General features: G+C 55.5%; 19 protein-coding genes and 1 riboswitch. All 19 genes read right to left on the bottom strand.

Annotation, left to right across the window (positions count from 1 at the left end):
- Positions 1-25 precede the first annotated feature (25 nt).
- The 19 genes from H6B15_RS06035 to H6B15_RS05945 all read right to left on the bottom strand — a co-directional run bounded on the left by H6B15_RS06035 (position 26) and on the right by H6B15_RS05945 (position 21039).
- Positions 26-919, bottom strand: a complete 894-nt coding sequence (locus H6B15_RS06035; protein WP_204647096.1) for a glycosyltransferase — start codon at positions 917-919, stop codon at positions 26-28.
- A gap of 3 nt (positions 920-922) precedes the next feature.
- Entirely contained in the window at positions 923-1687 is a 765-nt protein-coding gene (locus tag H6B15_RS06030; protein ID WP_204647095.1) for a DUF4422 domain-containing protein, read from the bottom strand.
- Between the two features lie 162 nt (positions 1688-1849).
- On the bottom strand, positions 1850-3748 hold the full coding sequence (locus tag H6B15_RS06025; protein WP_204647094.1) for an ABC-F family ATP-binding cassette domain-containing protein: 1899 nt from the start codon (positions 3746-3748) through the stop codon (positions 1850-1852).
- A gap of 103 nt (positions 3749-3851) precedes the next feature.
- Entirely contained in the window at positions 3852-4601 is a 750-nt protein-coding gene (locus H6B15_RS06020) for a YjjG family noncanonical pyrimidine nucleotidase (protein ID WP_204647092.1), read from the bottom strand.
- An 88-nt stretch (positions 4602-4689) separates the two neighbouring features.
- Positions 4690-6375 carry a GDSL-type esterase/lipase family protein gene (locus H6B15_RS06015; RefSeq protein WP_204647090.1) on the bottom strand — a complete coding sequence of 562 codons (1686 nt, stop codon included), beginning with the start codon at positions 6373-6375 and terminating at the stop codon, positions 4690-4692.
- Between the two features lie 48 nt (positions 6376-6423).
- Positions 6424-7071: an HAD hydrolase-like protein gene (locus H6B15_RS06010; protein WP_243424310.1), complete on the bottom strand. Its 648-nt coding sequence runs from the start codon at positions 7069-7071 to the stop codon at positions 6424-6426.
- A 189-nt stretch (positions 7072-7260) separates the two neighbouring features.
- Positions 7261-8052, bottom strand: coding sequence for an ATP-binding cassette domain-containing protein (locus tag H6B15_RS06005; protein WP_204647088.1), 792 nt, complete (start codon positions 8050-8052; stop codon positions 7261-7263).
- On the bottom strand, positions 8045-8947 hold the full coding sequence (locus H6B15_RS06000; protein ID WP_207751503.1) for an ABC transporter permease: 903 nt from the start codon (positions 8945-8947) through the stop codon (positions 8045-8047). Before H6B15_RS06000 ends, H6B15_RS06005 begins: the two co-directional genes overlap by 8 nt.
- Positions 8948-9091: 144 nt before the next feature.
- Complete coding sequence (locus tag H6B15_RS05995) at positions 9092-10120, bottom strand: ABC transporter substrate-binding protein (RefSeq protein ID WP_204647084.1); 1029 nt, start codon at positions 10118-10120, stop codon at positions 9092-9094.
- Positions 10121-10318: 198 nt separating this feature from the next.
- Complete coding sequence (locus H6B15_RS05990; protein WP_204647083.1) at positions 10319-11533, bottom strand: cation:proton antiporter; 1215 nt, start codon at positions 11531-11533, stop codon at positions 10319-10321.
- A gap of 54 nt (positions 11534-11587) precedes the next feature.
- A riboswitch (Fluoride riboswitch) is annotated at positions 11588-11659 on the bottom strand.
- 14 nt (positions 11660-11673) lie between these two features.
- On the bottom strand, positions 11674-12144 hold the full coding sequence (locus H6B15_RS05985; protein ID WP_204647082.1) for a PTS sugar transporter subunit IIA: 471 nt from the start codon (positions 12142-12144) through the stop codon (positions 11674-11676).
- A 22-nt stretch (positions 12145-12166) separates the two neighbouring features.
- Positions 12167-12991 (bottom strand): HAD family hydrolase, encoded by an 825-nt coding sequence (locus tag H6B15_RS05980; RefSeq protein ID WP_204647081.1) that lies wholly within the window; start codon positions 12989-12991, stop codon positions 12167-12169.
- Entirely contained in the window at positions 12988-13914 is a 927-nt protein-coding gene (locus H6B15_RS05975; RefSeq protein ID WP_204647080.1) for an RluA family pseudouridine synthase, read from the bottom strand. The genes H6B15_RS05980 and H6B15_RS05975 overlap by 4 nt, the downstream gene beginning before the upstream one ends.
- The gene (lspA, locus tag H6B15_RS05970; RefSeq protein WP_204647079.1) at positions 13901-14413 is read right to left on the bottom strand and encodes a signal peptidase II; all 513 of its coding nucleotides are present in this window, start codon (positions 14411-14413) and stop codon (positions 13901-13903) included. Before lspA ends, H6B15_RS05975 begins: the two co-directional genes overlap by 14 nt.
- A 123-nt stretch (positions 14414-14536) precedes the next feature.
- Positions 14537-17314, bottom strand: a complete 2778-nt coding sequence (ileS, locus tag H6B15_RS05965) for an isoleucine--tRNA ligase (RefSeq protein ID WP_204647078.1) — start codon at positions 17312-17314, stop codon at positions 14537-14539.
- A gap of 73 nt (positions 17315-17387) precedes the next feature.
- Positions 17388-18332: a DivIVA domain-containing protein gene (locus H6B15_RS05960; RefSeq protein ID WP_204647077.1), complete on the bottom strand. Its 945-nt coding sequence runs from the start codon at positions 18330-18332 to the stop codon at positions 17388-17390.
- A gap of 54 nt (positions 18333-18386) precedes the next feature.
- Positions 18387-19022, bottom strand: a complete 636-nt coding sequence (locus tag H6B15_RS05955; RefSeq protein WP_243424309.1) for a YlmH/Sll1252 family protein — start codon at positions 19020-19022, stop codon at positions 18387-18389.
- 154 nt (positions 19023-19176) lie between these two features.
- Positions 19177-19638, bottom strand: a complete 462-nt coding sequence (locus H6B15_RS05950; RefSeq protein ID WP_204647073.1) for a cell division protein SepF — start codon at positions 19636-19638, stop codon at positions 19177-19179.
- A 168-nt stretch (positions 19639-19806) separates the two neighbouring features.
- On the bottom strand, positions 19807-21039 hold the full coding sequence (locus H6B15_RS05945) for an HlyD family efflux transporter periplasmic adaptor subunit (protein ID WP_204647071.1): 1233 nt from the start codon (positions 21037-21039) through the stop codon (positions 19807-19809).
- Positions 21040-21045: the final 6 nt, after the last annotated feature.

The raw sequence follows: 21045 nt of genomic DNA, 5'->3' as shown, positions 1-21045 counted from the left end.
GATACTCCGTCCCGTATGTGCATGTTTAATTATCAATCCCTTGTACCGGCGGATTGAATCGGATACCGGCAAAAAATCCTTTCCAGATGATTGACAGGCGTTGCAGCCGTTTGCCGGAAGGGCTGACAAGAACCTGCGCACTGTGCCAGGCAAATTTGGTGAGAAGCCACAGCCAGCCGATTATCCCCTCCCTGCGATACAGGTATACATCGTTGCGGTAAAAATAACGATAACGCTCCCACCGGGCAGGCACATCCGCGGCAATGTTGACCACGGTGGAATTTTTCATGGCGTGAACGACACGACTGGAGGAAACTGTGTAGCAAGGCATCTGCCGGGAAATCCGTCTGGTATACTCCCAGTCATCCGACCAGATAAAGAATTCTGCAATGGGCAGGCCCACCTTCCGCACGGTTTCGGCCGGCATAAACAGGGAGACGAAGCTGGCCATGACGCTGGGCACCAAGTCCTGTTCGTACCCGTCAATATCCCGGTAAGGCGTTTTCCGTTGCCGGTTCATGGGCTGGTCTTCCCCTGCCGGAGTCAGTGCCCGGGAGGAAAGCCAGCCGTAAATTCCCTTTAGGTCTTTGTCCACACGCAGAAAAGCCTGCAAGGCATCCGGTTCCGGCAATGTGTCGTCATCCATCAGCCACAGATATTCATACCCGGCCGCCATTGCAGCACGGACACCGAACGCAAAACCGCCGGCACCGCCCAGATTGCGGCCAGTGTTGCAGTAATGCAGTCCCGGCAATTCCAAGGCTTGTACTGCCTGTCCTGTCCCGTCGGTACTGGCATTGTCAATGACCAGAATATCCGGTTTTGCGGTGTTCTGCGCCTGCAGCGCCATCAGGCACCGGCACAAAAGTTCCTTGCGGTTGTAGGTCACCACAACCGCAGCAATCTTCCCCTGCCCCATGGCTCAGTCCTTTTTCGGGAAGAGTTTGCGCATCAGGAACGCCGTACCTTTGCGCAGCCAACGCTGGCTTTCCATGTGCAGGACTTCCAGTTCTTCGTAAGAGATGTTGTTGGTGATCAGCCAGGCATCCAGCAAGCGTTCACTGACAAAACCGAACACACGCTTGTCGTTGGTGGAGTAGTTGGAAATATCCAGCTCCTTCTCCAGTTCAAACAAAATGTCGAACAACCAGGAACAGTAATGCCCCAGCAATTCCCTCTTCATAATAAACATATTGAAGTGGTGACCGTGGGTTTTGGACATGTACATGTCGTAAGCCGGCAGGTATTCGGGGCATTTGCGCTCAATGATAGACCGTGTGACTTCCAGGTCTTTCTTATGATGTGCATGGATATATTGGGTGTAGTTGGTCTCGATGTAATAATGTCGTTCCCGCGGCAGAATGACATTGGTAGTGGCCAGGATGGTGTTCAGTTCGTCATGGCCGATGACACGACGCTTTTTGGAGGCAAACCGGTTGTGACGGCTGGAAAAATACCGGCGATAATGGACAATGCCGATATAATCGGCGTCCAGATTCTTCCAAGCCCAGTACAGGCCGGTCAATTCGCAGAAATTCCAGTTTTTGTCCGAAATATTTTCGCCGGTATCGTCGCCGATATAGCCGATATCCGGATGAATGGCATGCCCCATCTGTACCGGCAGATACATGGGATCGTCCGGTATCCAGTACGGCTTATGCGTCGCAATGATAATTTTCGTTTCCAAAGTGTTCCCCGCTTACGGTACGCGCCGGCGGGTACACCGCGGCGTTGTTTTATTCTGCACGCGCCCGACGGGCGCACTAAGGTTATTTTTAATAAGTATACCGCGTTTTTGGCAGAAAGCAAGTTACAGATATGTAAAACCCCCGGCAACCGGAAGCGTGCATCAGGCTTCGGAAGCTTCTTCGGCTTCCAGCTTTTCCTGTTCCTCCGCCAACTTTTCCCACTCGTCAAAGAGCTCCTGCTGATGAAAACGGGTATCATCGAGTTCATCGCATTTGTCACGAAGAAGCAGATGATCCTTCAACACTTCCGGGTCGTTGATCTCATTTTCCAACTCAACGATGCGGGCACCCAGATCCTCGATCTTGTTTTCCAACTCTTTGATCCGGTTCCGCAGCTCGGCACGGCGGCGACGCTGTTCCTTTCCGTAACCGGCACGCGACGGACGTTCATCCTTGCCGGGATTCTTGACCGGTTCCGTGCTGGTGGACGCCGCATGCAACGCAGCAAAATCACGGTAAAAGACGGCTTTTCCATTCTGGAGATACAGGATGGGGCAACCCAAAGTCTGCATCAGATAGCGGTCATGGGTGACCAGAAGCAGCGTGCCCGTATAAGCTGCCAGCGCGTTGGTCAGACTCTCCCGCATATAGATATCCAGATGGTTGGTGGGTTCGTCCAGGAACATCAGGTTCGGCCGTTCCAGCGAAAGTTCGGCAAAACGCAGCCTGGCAAGTTCGCCGCCGGACAAGGTGGCGCAATCCTTGAAGACTTCCTCCCCGCGATACCCGAAACGGGCCAGGTGACTGCGGACTTCCAGCTCGGTGAAACGCGGATACTGATTCCAGATGGCATCGATCACCCGGCCGGCACGGCGCGCCTGCTGCTGGGTAAAGATGCCCGCCTTGGCGCCGGACCCGAGGCGGACCATACCGCCGGAAGGTCGCCGTTTGCCGTCAAGAACCTGCAGAAGCGTGGACTTGCCGGCACCGTTGGGACCGGCAATCACCAGCTTGTCCCCGCGATGGACGGTGTAGTCGAGAGGTTCCAGGAGGGTGCGGTCACCGATGCGGACGGTAAGACCTTTCATGATCACCAGTTCATCATACGGCTCGATATCATATTCGAACCGGAAGTTCAGTTCCCGGCCCTGACGCTGCGGGGCATCCACAATTTCCAGCTTTTCCAATTGCTTGCGCCGGCTTTGCGCCATTTTGGTGGTGGAGGCGCGCACCAGGTTGCGGTCAATGTAGTCCTGCAATTTGGCAGCCTTTTCCACAGCGGCGTCGTGCATTTTCTGCTGCCGTTCGTCCGCCGCTTCCCGCTGGGGCAGATAGGCGGAATAGTTGCCCTTGTACGTCAGAATGGTTTTGCCCGCAAGCTCCCAGATCCGTGTGCATACGGCATCCAGAAAATACCGGTCATGGCTGACCACTAGAACCGCCCCACGATAGGTTTTGAGATAGCTTTCCAGCCATTCCATGGTTTCCAGATCCAGATGGTTGGTAGGTTCGTCCAGAATCAGGATGTCGGGCCGTTCCAGAAGCAGGCGGGCCAGACGCAGGCGAGTCTGCTCTCCGCCCGAAAGTACGCCGGCCTTCTTCGTCCATGTATCAGCGGGAAAGCCCATGCCGTTGAGCACCTTTTTGATCTGCGTATCCATGTTATACGCATCCATGGCATCAATCACGGCTGTACAGTGGGAAATCTGCGCTTCCAATTCCGGGCCGTGATCCTGGGACAACTGCTTTTGCAGATATTCCAGCTGCTCCATGGCTTCCAGCGCCGGTGTAAATGCCAGCTTCATGGTTTCGTAAATGTCTTTTTCCGGGGCAAGATGGCCGGACTGTTCCAGATAGCCGCAGGTAACGCCGCTGGCAAAAACGGCCTCCCCCGTGTCAGGCTGGCTTTCCTGGCACAAAATGCGGAAAAGCGTTGTTTTTCCTGTCCCGTTCGCGCCGATGATTCCGATGCGGTCACCTTTTTCGACGCCTGCGGTAATTCCGGCCAGAACCTCATGTTCCCCAAAGCTCTTTCCAAGGTTCTGCAATTCGATCAGCATAATGCTTTCAACCTTTCATCCTTCGTTATTCCCGCCTTGACGCAAGGGGGCGGCGGTACCGAAAGATGCCGCTGCCCCACAGAGCAGCGGCATCAGTATCCCGTTACTGGTCATTCATGTGTCGGCGATTGCGCACACCAATATTATCCAGCTCTTCCGGTTCCATCACAATTTGGTACAATGCCTCATACGAACCGATGGTGTATTTCGGTTCAATTCCGGTTGTGTTCTCGGCGCCGGTAAAATTGACCCAACAGGTATCCAGTCCGGCGTTTTTACCGCCCCGGATGTCAGCCAGCAGATCATCCCCCACCACCAAAACGCGGGAACGGTTCGTGATGCCCAAGTCCCGCAGGGCGGCTTCGTAGATTTTGGGGTTCGGCTTGGTGGCGCCGATCTTTTCCGAGATATACACCCCGTCTATGAAAGTCTCCAGTCCGGAAGCCCCGATCCGGGATTTCTGTACCTTATACGCACCGTTGGAAACGATGGCAAGGGTTGCTACCTCTGCCAGCTCGTGCAGGGCAGACAGTGCACCGGGCAGCAGATCGGCGTGATTGGACAACTGATCTTCGTAATAGTCGTTCATCTCCCGGCCTTTTCCGTTGTCCGGAAGCCCCATAGCTTTGAGATACTGACCGAATCGAATGGAGAAGAGCTTATTTTTGGACAGCTCCCCCTTGGCAAGGCGATCCCACAGCTGGCGGTTCACTGAATGATACGTGTCCAGGGCTGCTTCGTCATAAGGCAGCTCATAATGCATGAGGGTATCTGTCATCGCCTGCCGCTCGGCGGCGTCAAAATCCAGCAATGTATTGTCGGCATCCAACAGCAAACAAGTATAATAAGCCATAAAATTGCTCCTGTAAATATTCCTGTGTCAGGACGGGAAGATCAGCATAAGGGAAAAATCCCGTTTTCATCTTCCTCAAAAGGAAAAATCAATCGTCGTCATCCTGATCGACGGAAGGTGTGGCGGTGGGGGCGGGCGTCTGCTTTGCCTCGGTCACGGTCAGTTTGAACTCGGCCGTTTTGCCGTTGTTGGTGGCGCAAATGGTATACTCACCCACACCGGTGGCGGTAAACTGTACCGAATTGCCGGTAGCGGACCAATCGGGCTTTTGCGGGCAGGACCAGGTGATGTCCCCCACCTGATTTTCAACGGTGGCGGTCAGCGTTGTGGAGCTGCCTGCCGGCATGCTGGAAACACCGGTGACCGAGACCCTTGTAGGCGCCTCCTCCACCGTAACGGTAATTTCCTGAGAGGCATAAACCCCATCTACCTCAATGCCGGCTTTGATGGTGTAAGTGCCTGTGGCCGTGGGGCTGAACGCATAACTGTATCCATTGCGCACCAAATCCCCGTTGACAGCCCACTGTACATTATCCGCGCTGGCGGCTGCATCATTCACGATCAGGGTGGCGTGGAAGGTGATGCTGTCCCCCACGTGCATGGTCTGGTTGCCCTCGTCAATGGTCAAGGTGGCGGTGGTCTTTTTATTGAACATGGCGGTGACCGAGATATCCTGGGTGACCTTTTTGACCCACTTGGTGTTCTTGATGCCGTCACTCCAGCCAAAGAAGGTATACCCGTCGGCGGGAACAGCTTCCACAGTAATGGTTTCGCCGTCTTCCACCTCGAATTCCAGCTTGGTCACACCGGTCTGGTTGTTGCCGTTGAGGGTGCCTTTTCCGTCTTCAATTTCAAAGACGACCTTGTGGACGGAAGGCGTTGCCGTCGGGGTGGCAGTAGCGGTGCTTCCGGCGCTCTGGGAGGCGGATTCGGCGCGGTTGGGAATATCGCTGGCATCAGGGCGACGGTCTTCCGCGTCATAGGCATGGGAGACCACATAGTTGACCAGTTCCTTGGCACCGTTGGTGGTGAAGGATTCCCCACTGATGAAATTGCTGTCGGCAAAACCGGTGTCATCTTTCAGCACTTCGGCACTGTTCAGGAACTTATAGCCGGCTTCGTTGCACATATTGGCCAGCGCCTGGTTGTACTGGTCAATCAGCAGCTGGTTGGCCGCGGCATTCTGCGAATCCTGCGCAACCGGCGGAATGGAATTCACAATAATATCGCAGTAGGAATAGGCGGTGGAAAAGCCTTCCAGCATATGCTGGTAATCCTGGACGAAAGCATCAACCGACAACCCGGACCCCAGATCATTGTTGCCCAGTGTGACCACAATGCGGCGGGGCTTCATCTTGGCAAGGGCCTGCGGGATGGTGTAGGAGTTGGAATCGTTTTCAAAGTAAATGCAGTATTCCTGAAGTGCTTTGCTCACCGCAAGCCCATCTTTGCCCAGATACTGGTTCAGGGTGATCTGGCCGGAATCCTTCAGGGATTTGGTATATTCGTCGCCCACGTAGGCGATGGTGGAAGCGTAGGAAGCGTCAGAAGACGTCGATTCTTTCAGTACGGCATCCAGAGAGGTATCCACCGGATACAGGCTGCTGTCGTAATTTGCGCTTTCTTTGTTGCCCTTTCCGGCACCCAGCATGCCGGGAACAATCCATGCACACACAAAAGTGAGAATAACAGCCAGAACGCACAGCACCAGCACAAGGCAGGCGCGACGCTGTGTGGGGCTGAAAGAAGCCCCGCGGAAACCATTGCGGCTCATATTGAAAGATACCTCCGTTTCTATGTTGCGGTGAAATCTTTTTATGTGTTATGTGCGGAGAATAAAATCTGTCAGCGCGGCACAATCCAGGGCCAGTGTGACCGGGTTCCAGGCAGCCAGTTCTTCCCGGCTTCCGTACCCGTACAAGACCCCTGCTGCATCAATTCCGCAAGAGGATGCGCCTTCCATGTCATCACGGCGATCCCCCACCATCAGGACCCGCTTGCCCTGAAGCCGGGGGTCTTGAAGAACAGAATGGATGACCGCTGTTTTGGTGTCGATGCTTTTATCCAGGCTTGCGCCGCCGATGCGGAAAAAGTAACTGCCCAGATTCTGCTCCTGCAGAATCGGCGTAACCACGGCTGTGGGTTTGGAGGTAGCCGTTGCCATCAAGATGCCGGCAGCCTGCAGGGTGTTCAGCATCTCCACAACGCCGGGAAACGGCGTGCACATGTGCATGCCCCGCTGCGCATAGCGTGTTCTGTACAGTGTAACGGCCTTTTCCACGTCTGCTTCACTCCGGAAATGCTCGGCAAAACTTTGGCGAAGGGGCGGCCCCAGATACCGGCTCAGATCGATCTTGTCCGGATCGATGCCCATCGCCCGAAAAGCGTAGGCAAAGGTATCACAGATGCCGGGCCGGGAATGAAGAAGCGTGCCGTCCACATCAAACAACACGGCATCGTACATAAGCATCTTCGTTCCTCCCGACATCTGGTTTTCACCGGGCATAAACCGGCACAGTAACAGTGATGTATATTATAACACAGAAAGCCGCTTTTGAAAATCACTTCTTCAAAATTTGATATTCTTTTGAGAAATATGCCGCCAAAAGAAAAAAGACGTCAGACAGGACAGCTGACGTCTTTAGGGTATGTACAGAAATCAGGAAAGCAACATACGATCATTGGCGCCGTCCCCGCTGAGCTGCTCGAAGCGAGCCAACAGGTCAGACACCTGCAAAGCCTTTTTCTCTTCTCCGCGCACATCATAGATGATGCGGCCTTCATGCATCATGATCAGGCGGTTGCCGTATTTGATGGCGTCCCGCATATTGTGCGTGATCATCAGGGTGGTCAGGTGATTCTGCTGTACGATTTTTTCCGACAGTTCCAACACCTTGGCCGCCGTTTTGGGGTCCAGAGCAGCGGTATGTTCATCCAGCAGGAGCAGGCGGGGATTTTTCAGAGTTGCCATAAGCAAGGTGATGGCCTGCCGCTGACCGCCGGACAGAAGCCCCACCTTGCTGGTCATGCGGTCTTCCAGACCAAGTCCCAGAATCTTCAGTCGCTCCCGATACATTTCCCTCTCCTGCTTGGTGATACCGGCCTTGAGGGTACGGGCGTCGCCGCGCCGAGCCGCTAGAGCAAGGTTCTCCTCAATCTCCATGGTTCCGGCGGTGCCCATCATAGGATCCTGAAAAACGCGTCCGATATACTTGGCGCGTTTGTGTTCGGGCAGGCGGGTAATGTCCTTGCCGTCGATCAGAATTTTGCCCATATCGATGGGCCACACACCGGCCACCGCATTTAGCATGGTGGACTTACCGGCGCCGTTGCCCCCGATTACTGTCACAAAATCGCCGTCTTCCAGGGTGAGAGACAGTCCGTTCAGTGCCACCTTTTCGTTGACGGTACCGACATTGAAAGTCTTATAGATATTTTTCAGCTCAAGCACGGTCGGCGCCTCCTTTGTGAACGTTCACGCGGGTGAAATACTTGGCCTTCCAGTAAGGCACAGCCAGGAAAACCGCCACCACGATGGCGCTGAGCATTTTGAGCAGGTCGGTGTCGATACGGAACCAGATGCATACCTGCATCACCAGATAATAGACAATGCTGCCGATGGCCACGCTGAGCAGTTTGAGGGCAAAGTTGCGGAAAATCTTGCTGAACAGCGTTTCCCCGATCACGACGGCTGCCAGACCGATAACGATGGCGCCACGTCCCATGGAAACGTCGGCAAATCCCTGGTATTGGCAGAGCAGCGCACCGGAAAATGCCACAAGCCCGTTGGAGAGCATCAGGCCCAAAACAGTGGTGAAGCTGGTGTTGATGCCCTGGGCCCGGGCCATATTGCCGTTGCAGCCGGTGGCACGCACGGAACAACCCAGTTCCGTGCCGAAGAACCAGTACAGGATGGCAATGAGCAGTACCACAATCAGGGCAACAATCACGATGGTATTCTGCCAGATCGGCACACCTTTGACAAAGCGAAGAGAGATCAGAAGGTCATACTTATCCACATTGATGGCCTGGTTGGCCTTTCCCATGACCTTCAGGTTGACGGTATACAGAGAAAGCTGGGTGAGAATACCGGCCAGGATGGCGGGAATTCCCATCAGGGTATGGAACAGACCGGTGACCAGCCCGGCAAGGATCCCGGCCGCAAAGGCCAGTGCCATGGCGGCCCAGACATTCATGCCTGCCAGCATACACATAATGCAGACAGCGCCGCCCAGACCGAGAGTACCGTCGACCGTCAGGTCGGCAACATCCAGAATCCGGAAGGTGATGTATACGCCAATAGCCATGATGGCCCAGATCAGCCCTTGCGAAAAGGCGCCGGGCATGGCATTGAACAGTGTTGAGATTTCCACAGAAACAATCCTCTCTACAAATAAAATTGATGAACCGCATTCACGGCAAAAAGCCACGAAAACAGGTTTCCCCTTCCGTGGCTTTCTGCCGCTTCTCAGTGCAGAACGCTGAATTCGTTATTTCTCGATTGCGACATAATCGTCAGGAATCGTGATGCCAAGAGCCTCGGCATTGGCCGGGTTGTACTTCTTGGTGAACTGCGGCGCATATTCAATGGGCATTTCTTCCACTTTGCTCTCGCCGGTCAGAATCTTGACCGCCATCTTGCCGGTGGCTACGCCCAGGTCATAGTAGCTGATGGACAGGGTTGCCACACCGCAACCGGCGCAGATGCCCTCTTCACCGGCCACAACAGGAACCTTGCCGTAGCAGATATTGTTGATCAACTCGGTGTTGTTGGCGGCGGTGTTGTCGGTGGGCACGTAGATTACATCGCTGGCATCGGCCGCACTCTGGCAAACAGTGGACAGGTCATTGGAATCACTGAAGGCGTAGTATTCGCAGGTATAGCCCATGGCTTCCAGATCCGCCTTGACGGTATCCACCTGATACTGGCTGTTGGCTTCGGCGCTGCAGTACAGCAGACCTACGGTCTTTGCATCCGGGAACAGTTCCTGGATCATAGCCGCCTGCTCATCCAGAGGAGCAAGGTCGCTGGTGCCGGAAATGTTGGTTCCCACCAGACCGTCAAAGTCATCAATGCCCAAGGCTACGCCGTACTCGGTGACAGAAGTACCCAACACGGGAATCGTGTCGGTACCGGCCTGGGCCGCCTGCAAGGCGGGCGTGGCGTTGGCCAGGATCAGGTCCACGTCAGAGGCCACAAAGCCTGTGATGATGGTAGCACATGTATTGGTATCGTTCTGGGCGTTCTGCTCATCGAAGGTGACGGCATCTTCCCCGAGAGCCTCCACAATGGCATCTTTGAAGCCCTGAGTGGCGGCATCCAAGGCATCATGCTGGACAAGCTGGCAGATACCGATGGTGTACTTGGCACCTTCCGCCGCGGTTTCACTGCTCTGGGATTCTGTCGTACCGGATGCAGACGCAGCCGAAGAACTTTCCTGGGTGCCGCCGGAAGTACAACCGGCCAGAGCCAGCACCATGCACCCTGCCGTAATGAGGGAAACAATACGCTTTTTCATCTTTCTTCCTCCTGATAACCTCGCTGTCGCAAAAGATTCACGCACAGCTCTTTTGCGATTTAATGTTTTAAAGTATAGCACAGCTTTTAAGCTCTGGCAAGATGCAAATTCACAAACAGACCGCTTTTCAGAAAGAAAAAATAGTCAAAATGCACATATTTTAGCCGTCAGGAAGAAGAAAATGGTGTTGCAACCCCTTTATTCCGTATCCTGGGCGGGGGCGTGCGTCAGTAAAATCCGGTAGGTTGCATCCATTCCCAACGCTCCCAGGGGTGCTGTGATCAGAATGGCAACGACGGCCACCGTCAATACGATTTGTCCGCAGGGCAACCCCAAAGACAAGGGAACCGAGCCGATGGCTGCCTGCACGGTGGCTTTGGGCAGATAGGCAATCATGCAGAACAGTCGTTCTTTGCCGGACAACCGGGTTCCAAACATGCACAGAAAAACGCCCAGGGAGCGAAACACGAGGGCCAGAGCAATCATGGCTACAGCGGCAAGACCCGCCTGCAGGGTATACCGGATGTCCACAGCCGCCCCCACCAGCACAAAGAGAATCACTTCCGCAGCCAGCCACAATTTGCCGAATTTTTCGGACAAGCGTCTGGAAACGGAAGGTGTGGATTTTAATTTGAGTGTGCAGGCCATTGCCACCACAGCGATCAGGCCGGACAGCGGGACAATCCCCTTCAGCCAGTTCTCCACGGCTACCAACAGGAAGGACAACCCCAGCACAATAATCACTTTCATACTGTTGCGCACATACTGGCGACGGGCGTAGGCGGTTTCAAAAAACAGGCTCAGCCCCCATCCGACAACCGCGCCAAGAAGCACGCCCAGGACGATGGATATGGGAATCTGGGCGAAGTCCTGCCAGTGGGCGCTGCCGCCCTGGGCCATGCCCACAAAAGTGGAAAACAGCACGATCACATAAATATCATCGCAGGAGGCCCCCGCCATGATCATCTGCGGAATGCCTTTTTCCGTGCCCCAACGCTGTTCCATCAGATTCACCATGCGGGGCACCACCACGGCCGGCGACACCGCAGCCAGCACAGCTCCCATGACGGCTGCTTCGATCCGGTTGATGCCCAGCAAAGTAGGGGCAAACAGTACAAAAGCCAGGAGTTCACAAGTGGCAGGAACGCAGGACATCATGACTGCCGGACGCCCTACCTTTTTCAAGTCGGACAGGTTGAGAGACAGTCCGGCCTTGAGCAGAATGATGATGAGAGCCATCTGGCGCAGATCGGACGAAGCCTGCAAAATAATGGGATCCAACAGGTTCAGCACATAAGGTCCCAGCAAAACGCCGGTGAGCAACATACCAATAATGCGGGGTAGATGGAGAATGCGGCATAGGGCTGCCGCCGACAGACCCACCAGAAAAATGAAAGCCAGTGATGTAAGCATGGTTTTCCTCCTAAATAAACGAAAATAAAAAAGCCGATGACTTCTGCGACAAAAGAAATCACAGAAGTCATCAGCCACTAAAGCGGTTTGGGTTTCCCCGGGGAGAACTTCATTCCCCTATGATCCGGCATCGCCGGTTGTCAGGCAAAGCGAGAGGCCTCTGCCCGTGCCATGCGCATGATAAAATCTTCCCGGGAGACGCTGGCACGCAATTCCTTGACCAGATTCGCGTCGGACAAAAGATTGACCAGACGAGCCAGGATCAAAAGATGCTCTGCCTGTGCCTGCGGCGGAACGGCGATCATGAAGATCAGGTCCACGGGACGGTTGTCCGGCGCCCCCCAATCCACGCCGTGGCGCAGGGTCAGCGCCGCAACGCCAGGAGCTGCCACGCCGGTAGTGCAGGCGTGGGGTAAAGCCATACCGTCCCCGATGGCAGTGCTGCCGCCGGCGGCTTCCCGCTCACAGATGGCGTTGTAGTAGGCGGTTCCGTTGGTAATGACACCGTTGGATTCCTGCAATTCCACAAGAACACCCAAGGCATCCGCGGCATCTTCCATATCGGCATGCAGGAGCACACTGTCCCGGTTCAATAGATCACTCACACGCACGGCAAACACCCTCCCTCCGGAATCAGGTGGACTGTTCGATCAGCTTGTACAGGAATTCGCCCACAGCGCCTTCCACGCAGGTACAGGTGGTTACTTCGTTGGCTGCGGCTTTTACCTCCGCCGGTGCATTGGCAACCGCCACCGAATATCCGGCCTGCTGCATCATTTCCAGGTCATTGTAATAATCGCCGATCACCAAAGTATTCTGAATCGGTTCTCCCAACAAGGTACACATATCCCGCAGGCCGGAAGCTTTGCCGATTCCTGCCGGCATAATTTCAAGGTAGATGCTGTTGGTGGCCAAGAAATAGTTTTCGCGGCCGTAATACCGGGTTTTGGCATATTGGCCCACTTTGCGGATGGTTTCCGGGTCTGCGGCAAACACAACCTTGACCCAGCCGTCGGGAACGCTGTCCACCGGGCAAGCCACGCCGGACAGCTTTTCATCCACCTGGTGGGCATGGGTGTATGTATTGGCCCGGATCACATACATCTCCCCTGCTCCGGCCATAACCTCCACACCGATCTGGGGGAATTTCTGTGCGATATCCAAAATGGCTGTGGTGGCCTGCGCCCGTTCCAGGGTTGCATGGCGAAGAACCCGATTGGCATTGAAATCGTACAGCAGCGCACCGTTGCAGGCGATGGCCGGAAGCGAAAGATGGATATCGCCCAATGCGGCGCGGATGGATTCGGGCGGCCGGCCGGATGCAACCGTAAAGCGTCCGCCCATCTGGATAAACAGACGGATCACGGTACGATTGCACTCCGGAATGCCCTCTTTGGCCGTCAGAAGTGTATTGTCCATATCGCAAAAAACCAGATAATCATGCAGGTTCCGTTTCATCTGCGATGTTCCTTTCTCAGACGCGTAAGGTAGTCTTGGAAGTAGGGCGGAAGTTCGCTGTCAAACCGAAGGGCCTCCCCGGTAATGGGATGTACAAAGCCCAATTCTTTGGCATGCAGGCATTGCCCGTTCAGAAAACGGATGACATTCCGCGGCCCATACACGGAGTCGCCGGCCAAGGGATGACCGATGGATGCCATATGCACACGGATTTGGTGGGTGCGGCCGGTTTCCAGCTGGCAAGCAATGTAGGTGAAGTTGCCGAACCGTTCCAATACGCGCCAATGGGTGCGTGCCGGTTTGGAGTTAGTAAGAGTGACCGTCATTTTCTTGCGGTCCTTGGGATCGCGGCCGATGGGAGCATCCACCGTGCCGCAGTCTTCCTTCAGATTGCCGTAAACCACTGCATGGTACACACGGTGAATATCGTGGACCGCCATCTGCTCACTCAATCCCTGATGGGTGGCGTCGTCCTTTGCCACAACCAAAAGGCCGCTGGTGTCCTTGTCAATGCGATGGACGATACCCGGGCGGATGGCGCCGCCGATTCCGGAAAGACCGCCGGCGCAATGATACAACAGTGCGTTGACCAGAGTGCCATCCGGGTTGCCCGGGGCGGGATGGACCACCATACCTTTCGGCTTGTTAACTACCAGCAGATGTTCGTCCTCATACACAATGTCCAAGGGGATGGGCTGCGGGATTGCCTCAATGGGCTGTGGATCCGGCAGCGTAATCTGTACGGTATCCCCTGCGGCAACCTTTTCTTTCTTGTTTACGGGTCCGCCTTGCCGCAGGACCATTCCCTGTTCCATCAAGGCTTGCAAAGCGCTGCGGGAAAGCTCCGAGCAGCAGTCAGACAGCCAGCGGTCCATTCGCTGACCGGCATCCTGCGGAGTGGCGGTAAATTCAAGCGTCTGCATCGGTGGTATCACCCTTGCCGGGCGCCTTTTCCGAGGCGTTGCGGCGTTCATGCACAAGATCCAGAACCAGCGAAAGGATCAAAAGTCCCACGCCGGTACACACACAGATATCCGCAAAATTGAAAACCGGAAATTCCATAAACTGAAAATTCAGGTAATCCACCACCACGCCGGTTCTGACGCGATCAATCAGATTGCCAAGACCGCCTCCCAGGATCAGCATCCAAACAATCCGTTCCAGGCGGGGCATCTTACGGAAAAGCAGCACCAGGGCCACCACAAGCAACACCGCACCGGTCACCGCAATCAGAAGCCAGCGGCGGCCGCTGAGCATGGAAAAGGCCATGCCGTCATTCAGCACATACCGCAGTTCCACAAAGCCAGGAACCAACGGGGCGCTGCCAATGGGCATCAGGTAGGTGGTTGCCCATATCTTGATGAGCTGATCCAGTGCGGCCAGAGCAAGCCCGCCGATCAGAAAACATACGCCATACAGCATAGGAAAAACTACCTTTCGCGGAATCCAAATTCCTGATAAGCCACAAAAGGCGGTGCTTTCCATCAGATGTAAAGCACCGCCCACAGGGCTTCTTTTTTGCCTGGATGGCCGTTACGGAAACGCTCAGCCGCGGTTCAGAACAGCAGCGCAGCGCGGGCACAGGCCCTCTTCGTTCACGGCATCGTCAAACTTCCAGCAACGCAGGCACTTGTTGCCGGTGGCATGGGCGGCGCTGACGCCAAGGCCTTCCACGGTGCCCTTGGCACCGCCTTCGCCCTTTTCCAGCTTGACCTGAGAAACGATCATCAGATCGGCCAGCTCGTCCATGGGAATGGCATTGAGGAAATCGTACAGATCGTCGTTGCAATACAAAGTCAGAGCCGCTTCCAAAGAAGAACCGATGACCTTATCGGCACGGGCCTGCTCCAGAACCTTCTTGACATCGTCGCGGACCGCCATGATGCGCTCCCACTTGGCAGTAAACGCTTCGTCGGCAGCGGGCTTCGGCTCAGGCATACGCTCGAACACAACATAGTCCTTCATGTCCGGCAGCTTCGGGATGTAGCTCCAGATTTCCTGGCTGGTGAAGCACAGGATGGGAGCCAACAGCTTGGTGAAGTCCACCAGAATGCGGTACAGAGCGGTCTGTGCGCAGCGGCGCGCACGATCGTCTGCACAGTACAGACGATCCTTGATCACGTCCATATAGAAGTTGGACATGTCGATGACGCAGAAATTGTAGATGGCATGATAGGCGCGGGAGAAATCATACTCATCATAGGCGGCGCGCATGGTGCGGGTCAGTTCCGCCACGGCCTCCAGAGCCCAGCGATCGATCTCGAACAGCTGGTCATCGGCCACCATATCCTTGGCGGGATTGAAATCGCCCAGGTTGCCCAGCATGAATCGGGCGGTGTTGCGCATCTTGCGGTAGGCCTCGGACAGCTGCTTGAAAATCTCCTTGCCGGCACGCACATCCACGGTGTAGTCGCTGGAAGCGACCCACAGACGGATGATATCAGCGCCGTAGTCGCGGATGATCTCGGACGGCTCCATGCCGTTGCCGGCAGACTTGTGCATCTGCTTGCCCTGGGCATCCACAACCCAGCCATGGCACAGAACGCCCTTGTAGGGAGCAATGCCTTCGGTAGCCACGCTGGTCAGCAGGCTGGATTGGAACCAGCCGCGGAACTGGTCGGCACCTTCCATATACAGATCAACGGGCCAGCGCAGCTCCGGACGCTCGCGGCAGACAGCGCTCCAGGTGGAGCCGGAATCGAACCAGACATCCATGATGTCGTTGTCCTTTTCCCAGTCGGAAGCACCGCATTCACAGGTTTCGCCCTTCGGCATGATGTCGTTGGCGTCATACTTGTACCAGGCGTCGCTACCTTCCTTGCGGAACAGATCGGACACGGCCTTGATGGAAGTTTCGGTGATGTGATACTTGCCGCACTTCTTGCAGTAGAAAGCGGGGATCGGCACGCCCCAGACGCGCTGACGGGAGATGCACCAGTCGCTGCGATCACGGACCATACCGGTCATACGGTCATGGCCCCAGGCCGGCTGCCACTTGACATTGTCGACGGCCTTGTACACGTCTTCCTTGAAGGCGTCGATGGAGCAGAACCACTGCTCGGTGGCACGGTAGATAATGGGATGGTGGCAGCGCCAGCAATGGGGATACTGGTGCACAATGTGCTCCACGCCCATCAGATGCCCGCTTTCCCGGATGTGTTCCAGGATGACCTTGTTGGCGGTCCAGACCTTCAGGCCGGCAAATTCCTTGCCAGCCTCTTCGGTCAGGCAGCCGGCAGCGTCCACCGGCATCACAATGGGCAGCTGGGGGTAATGGCCCACGCAGGCATCAAAGTCCTCGGCGCCGTGGCCGGGAGCGGTATGAACGCAGCCGGTACCGCTGTCCAGCGTGACGTGGTTGCCCAGAATCACCAGACCGGTGCGGTCCAGGAAGGGATGCTTGTACTCCATCATTTCCAGGTCGCGGCCGGGAATACGCACATCCAGAACGGTGTAATCCTCAATGCCGCAGGCCTTCATGGTCGCTTCCACACGCTCGGCAGCCATGATGTGGTAATCATCGCCGATCTTGACAAAGGTATAGTCGAAATCGGGATGCAGGCAGGTAGCCACGTTGGCAGGCAGGGTCCAGGTGGTGGTGGTCCAGATCACAATCCAGGCCTTGTCCAGCGGCACACCGGCCTTGGCCAGCACGCCGTTGGGATCACCGGTGAGCTTGAAACGAACGTACAGAGAATCGCATTCGTCCTCGCCGTACTCGATCTCAGCTTCCGCCAGAGCGGTCTGGTCTTCCGGGCACCAGTACACAACACGCTTACCCTTGTAAATGTAGCCTTTCTGGGCCATCTTGCCGAAGATTTCCACCTGGCGGGCTTCAAACTCCGGACGCAGGGTCAGATAAGGGTTATCGAAATCGCCCTGTACGCCCAGGCGCTTGAACTGGCTGTTCATCACGTCGATGTGTTCGGTGGCGAATTCACGGCAGATATGGCGCAGTTCCAGTTTGGAAATACCGGCCTTCTTATCCCCCAGAGAACCCAGAGCTTTCAACTCAATGGGCAGACCATGGGTATCATAGCCGGGAATGTAAGGCGCACGGAAACCGGCCATGTTCTTGTAACGGATAATGATATCCTTGATGATCTTGTTCAGGGCAGTGCCCATATGAATGCTGCCGTTGGCATACGGGGGGCCGTCATGCAGGATAAAATCCGGGCAGCCCTCATTGTTCTTGATCATCTGCTCATAGACATGGTTTTTCTCCCAGTCTTCCAGCATTTTGGGTTCCTTTTTCGGCAGGCCGGCCCGCATCTCAAACGGGGTAGCCATCTTGTGGATGGTATCGTTGTAATTTTGCGCCAAGGTCTCCAACTCCCTCTATAATTGATATAATCACCGCGGCACGGCGGCAAAACTCACCGCCAAAACTGCGGGGTTAGTCGTTATAATCCACACCCTGGAACGAATCAAAGGCGGACGGCAGACTTTCTTCCTTAGGCTTGGCCGTTTTCGTCTTGCGGGTGGTGGTTTTTTTGGTGGTACTGCGGCTGCGGGTCGTCTTCTTGGGCGGCTCCGGGGTCACATCGGCATACAGTCCCGATGCATCGGGAAGTTCGTCCGCGGGCTGCGGCTCAGGTTCGGGCGGATAATATTCCGGGTCCGGCTCCTCCGGTTTGGGAGCAATGGCAAATTCCACCGTATCGATTTTGCCTTCCTGAGACGGGTCTGCGGCGGTGGGGGCATAATATTCCGGCTGATCATAGGCAGGTTCCTGGTAAACGGGCTCCTCCTGCTGAACCGGCTGAGGTTCCGAGGCCGGGGCCGGTTCAGGCTGGACCGGCGCAGGCTCGGGTTCGGGTTCTTCCGGCTCCTGGTGGTAGGAAGCGGATGCCTGGGCTTTCTGCTCTGCGGCGGCCTCCTGGGCCAGCTCTCCCGGATATTCCGGTATCTTGCTGAGCACTTCGATATGCTCGCGGTACATTCCCATCAGGGTCTTTTTGAAATTGTCCGCTTCCTTTTTCAGGGTGATCAGTTCCTGCTTGGCCAGTTCCACCTCGTCACGGGCATGCTGTTCCCGGTCTTCGGACTTGATATTGGCCGCACGGATGATTTCGGCCGCCTTCTGCTTGGCTTCACGGATCACATTTTCGCCCAGCCGCTGGGCGTTGATCATGGTCGTGCGAAGGGTATCTTCCTCCGCACGGTACTGGTCAATCCGCTGTGCCAGAACAACCAGCTTTTTCTGCAGGTCTTCGTTTTCGGCGCTCAGCGCATCAATGCTGTCCGCAACCTGCTTGAGATAATCGTCCACATCCTCGCAGCGGTACCCGCGCATCGCGCGCTCAAAGGTCACGCGGCGGACATCCTCCGAAGCAATCATCCGTTACTCCTCCTGTTCGGGCAAAAGCCGTATCGTTTACGATCCTGCTCAATTTCAATACTGAAAATAAGTGATGAATAGGCGACCTTTCCGGCTGGTTCCGCCAATTTCCTTGACACGCCAGCGTCCGGCCCCGCGCACGGTGAACAAATCTCCCGCATAAACGGGTTCCGCAGCACTGTGCAGCGGCAGATGGTTGATCTCCACCTTGCCTCCGGAAATGGCCTGGGCCGCCAATGTGCGCGAGGTATGCATCATGGCAGCCAGGACTGCATCCGCCCGCAGACTGGACACCGTGGTATCATGCAACTCACGGTCAGGTTCCGCCAGCACACGCTCCGGAACCGTCTCACATGGCTCTGCCCGCACGGAAAAACTCCCCGCCTGGTGCAGCTCCTGGGCCAAGAAATCCAGTTTGTCTTCCAGAACAAAGGCATACATCACACAGGGGTCCTCGGGGTCAGACAAGATATCGCCCAGACAGGCCCTGTCCAGACCAAGGCCGAGGATAGCCCCCAGATATTCCCGGTGTCCGGGAACACGGGGCGGTTGTGCATGGAGCGCGGTAAGCCGAAGGGCGGCAACGGGTTCAAGCTGCCATGTGTCTGGCGGCTCCAGGCACAGAACCTTGCGTTCCGCCTGAGACCAGCCACCCCAAAAACGCCCGTATGTACAGTCTTCCCTGTTCATGGCTGCCGATGCAAGAATCTGTTCCCTGTCAGACAGAAAACCGGTGCTGCGTGGAATCCCACGCCGGTGTGCAAGCTCGCACAATTCCTGCACACGGTGCATCAAAAAACGTTCCGCCTCATTTTGGGGCGGAACAAATCCGCGAACACCGGTATCAGAAGAAGACGCCATTGTTCTCCAGTTCGTCGATCAAATCGCCCATAATATCGACGTTGTACGGGGTGATGATAAAGGTACTGGTAGCCACACGCTTGATCTGGCCGTTGTTGGCGTAGGCCACACCAGACAGAAAATCAATCAGACGACGGGACACTTCTTTGTTGGTGGATTCCAGGTTCAGCACAACCGTGCGCTTGGCGTTCAGCTGGTCGGCAATGGTGGAAGCATCGTCAAAACGCTCCGGCTTGACCAGAACAACCTGCAGCTGGGTGGTGGCGTTGATGTTTACAACCTTGTTGCGCTGCTGTGCCGGCTCGCGCTGCGCATAGGTATCGGGCGCAGCCGAACCGCCCTGTCCCCCTGCGAAGATTTCGTCCTCGGTATCATCCACATAGGCGTCCCCGTCGGGGTCCTGGTTGATACCCAGAACGTTTTTCAGGCCGTCAAACATTGACATGATGAATTCTCCTTCGCTTCTCTTAAGATAATCAAATCAAGATAGTATACCATATCAGGTGGTTGTACACGACTGGACGGACAATAGTTCCAGCGATACACATAAATTATTATCGTCTTTTTTTGTCCAATTGTCAATACAATGGCGATAATTCCACCTGTTACGACACTAAATCAGTCCACCGTCCTGCAGATTGCTGCCTTCCACAATAATTTCATCATACAAACGCACTTCGCTGTCCGAGCCGATGGCCCCATCGGCGGGGACCAACATGTAATGGTCATCCTCATACAGGATGGTGATTTTACGGAATCGTTGCAGGTCGCCGTATTTGACGTAAACGCCTTTCTGCCCGTCCACAATATGCAGGGCCGCTTTGTCAATACGCAGCCCCTGGTATGTCTGCAGATCGATCTGCGCCATTTCCTGTCCCAGGCGCAGCACATCGGCGTTGATGGTGTGGCATTCGATCACCACTTTCGCCAGTTCCGCCTCTTCATCCACATCCACCGAAGAAACCACGGCATCCAAAGGGGTGTCCTCCTTGCCGGGAATACTGATGCGAACATTCGTTACGCCATCGAAGCGTTCGGCGGTGTCCAGGCCACACACGGTGTAAAAGCGCCAGGAAAAACCTTCCACGATGCGCCCCGCCAGACTTTCGGTACTGTCGGCCACCCCTACGTTCAGCAGATCCCGCAGCTGCGACGGCGTGGCGTCCTTCAAAGTCTGCTCGTCCAGATCCAAAGGCATGGCGGACGCACCAGAGATAAAATATCCGTTCTTTTCCGCCGTGATGGTTTCAAGACCGCTCAGCTGGGCGGCCACCCGATCCCGCTCGGCTTCCAGTTCCGCAATGGTGGACTGAAAACCGCTGCTTTGGCCGGTGGACACCTGCAGCCGGTTCTGGGCCAGCAGAAACTCGGATTCCGCATCCAGCATTCCGCTGTAGGAAGCGGTGTCCAGCTGATCCAACAGATTATACAGAGCGGTTTTGGTCTGGGTGGTCAGAAGGGACAGATCATTGCCGGCAGAGTTCTGGGACTTGGTCAGCAAATCAATGCTGTTATTCAGCCGGATCAGCTGTTCTCTGGCCGCGCTCTGGGAATCATCCGTATATTTCTCAGCGATAACGGCCCCTTCCGTCACTCGTTCTCCATCTTCGGCAAGATACCCAAGGTTACCATCACCCGGCACATTGACCGCGTCAAACATAACAAAACCGGACAAATTGACGCTGTCGGCCATGGTATAGACAAGAGCGGTTTCGGTTTTGTATTCCCGGCCCAGAATGGCATACAACTGTACGATGATATACGCAGCCGCAAGCAGAAACAGCAGGGTGCCCATGGCAAAGGCAGCCTTCATGGCTGCGTGACGGCTTTTTTCTCTTTCCGGCATGGGCAA

The organism is Gemmiger formicilis, from assembly GCF_016900095.1.
In the GTDB taxonomy this organism is placed as follows: Bacteria; Bacillota; Clostridia; order Oscillospirales; family Ruminococcaceae; genus Gemmiger; species Gemmiger formicilis_A.
The sequence above is the reverse complement of the archived record's forward strand: the minus strand, read 5'-3'. Positions and strand labels throughout refer to the sequence as shown.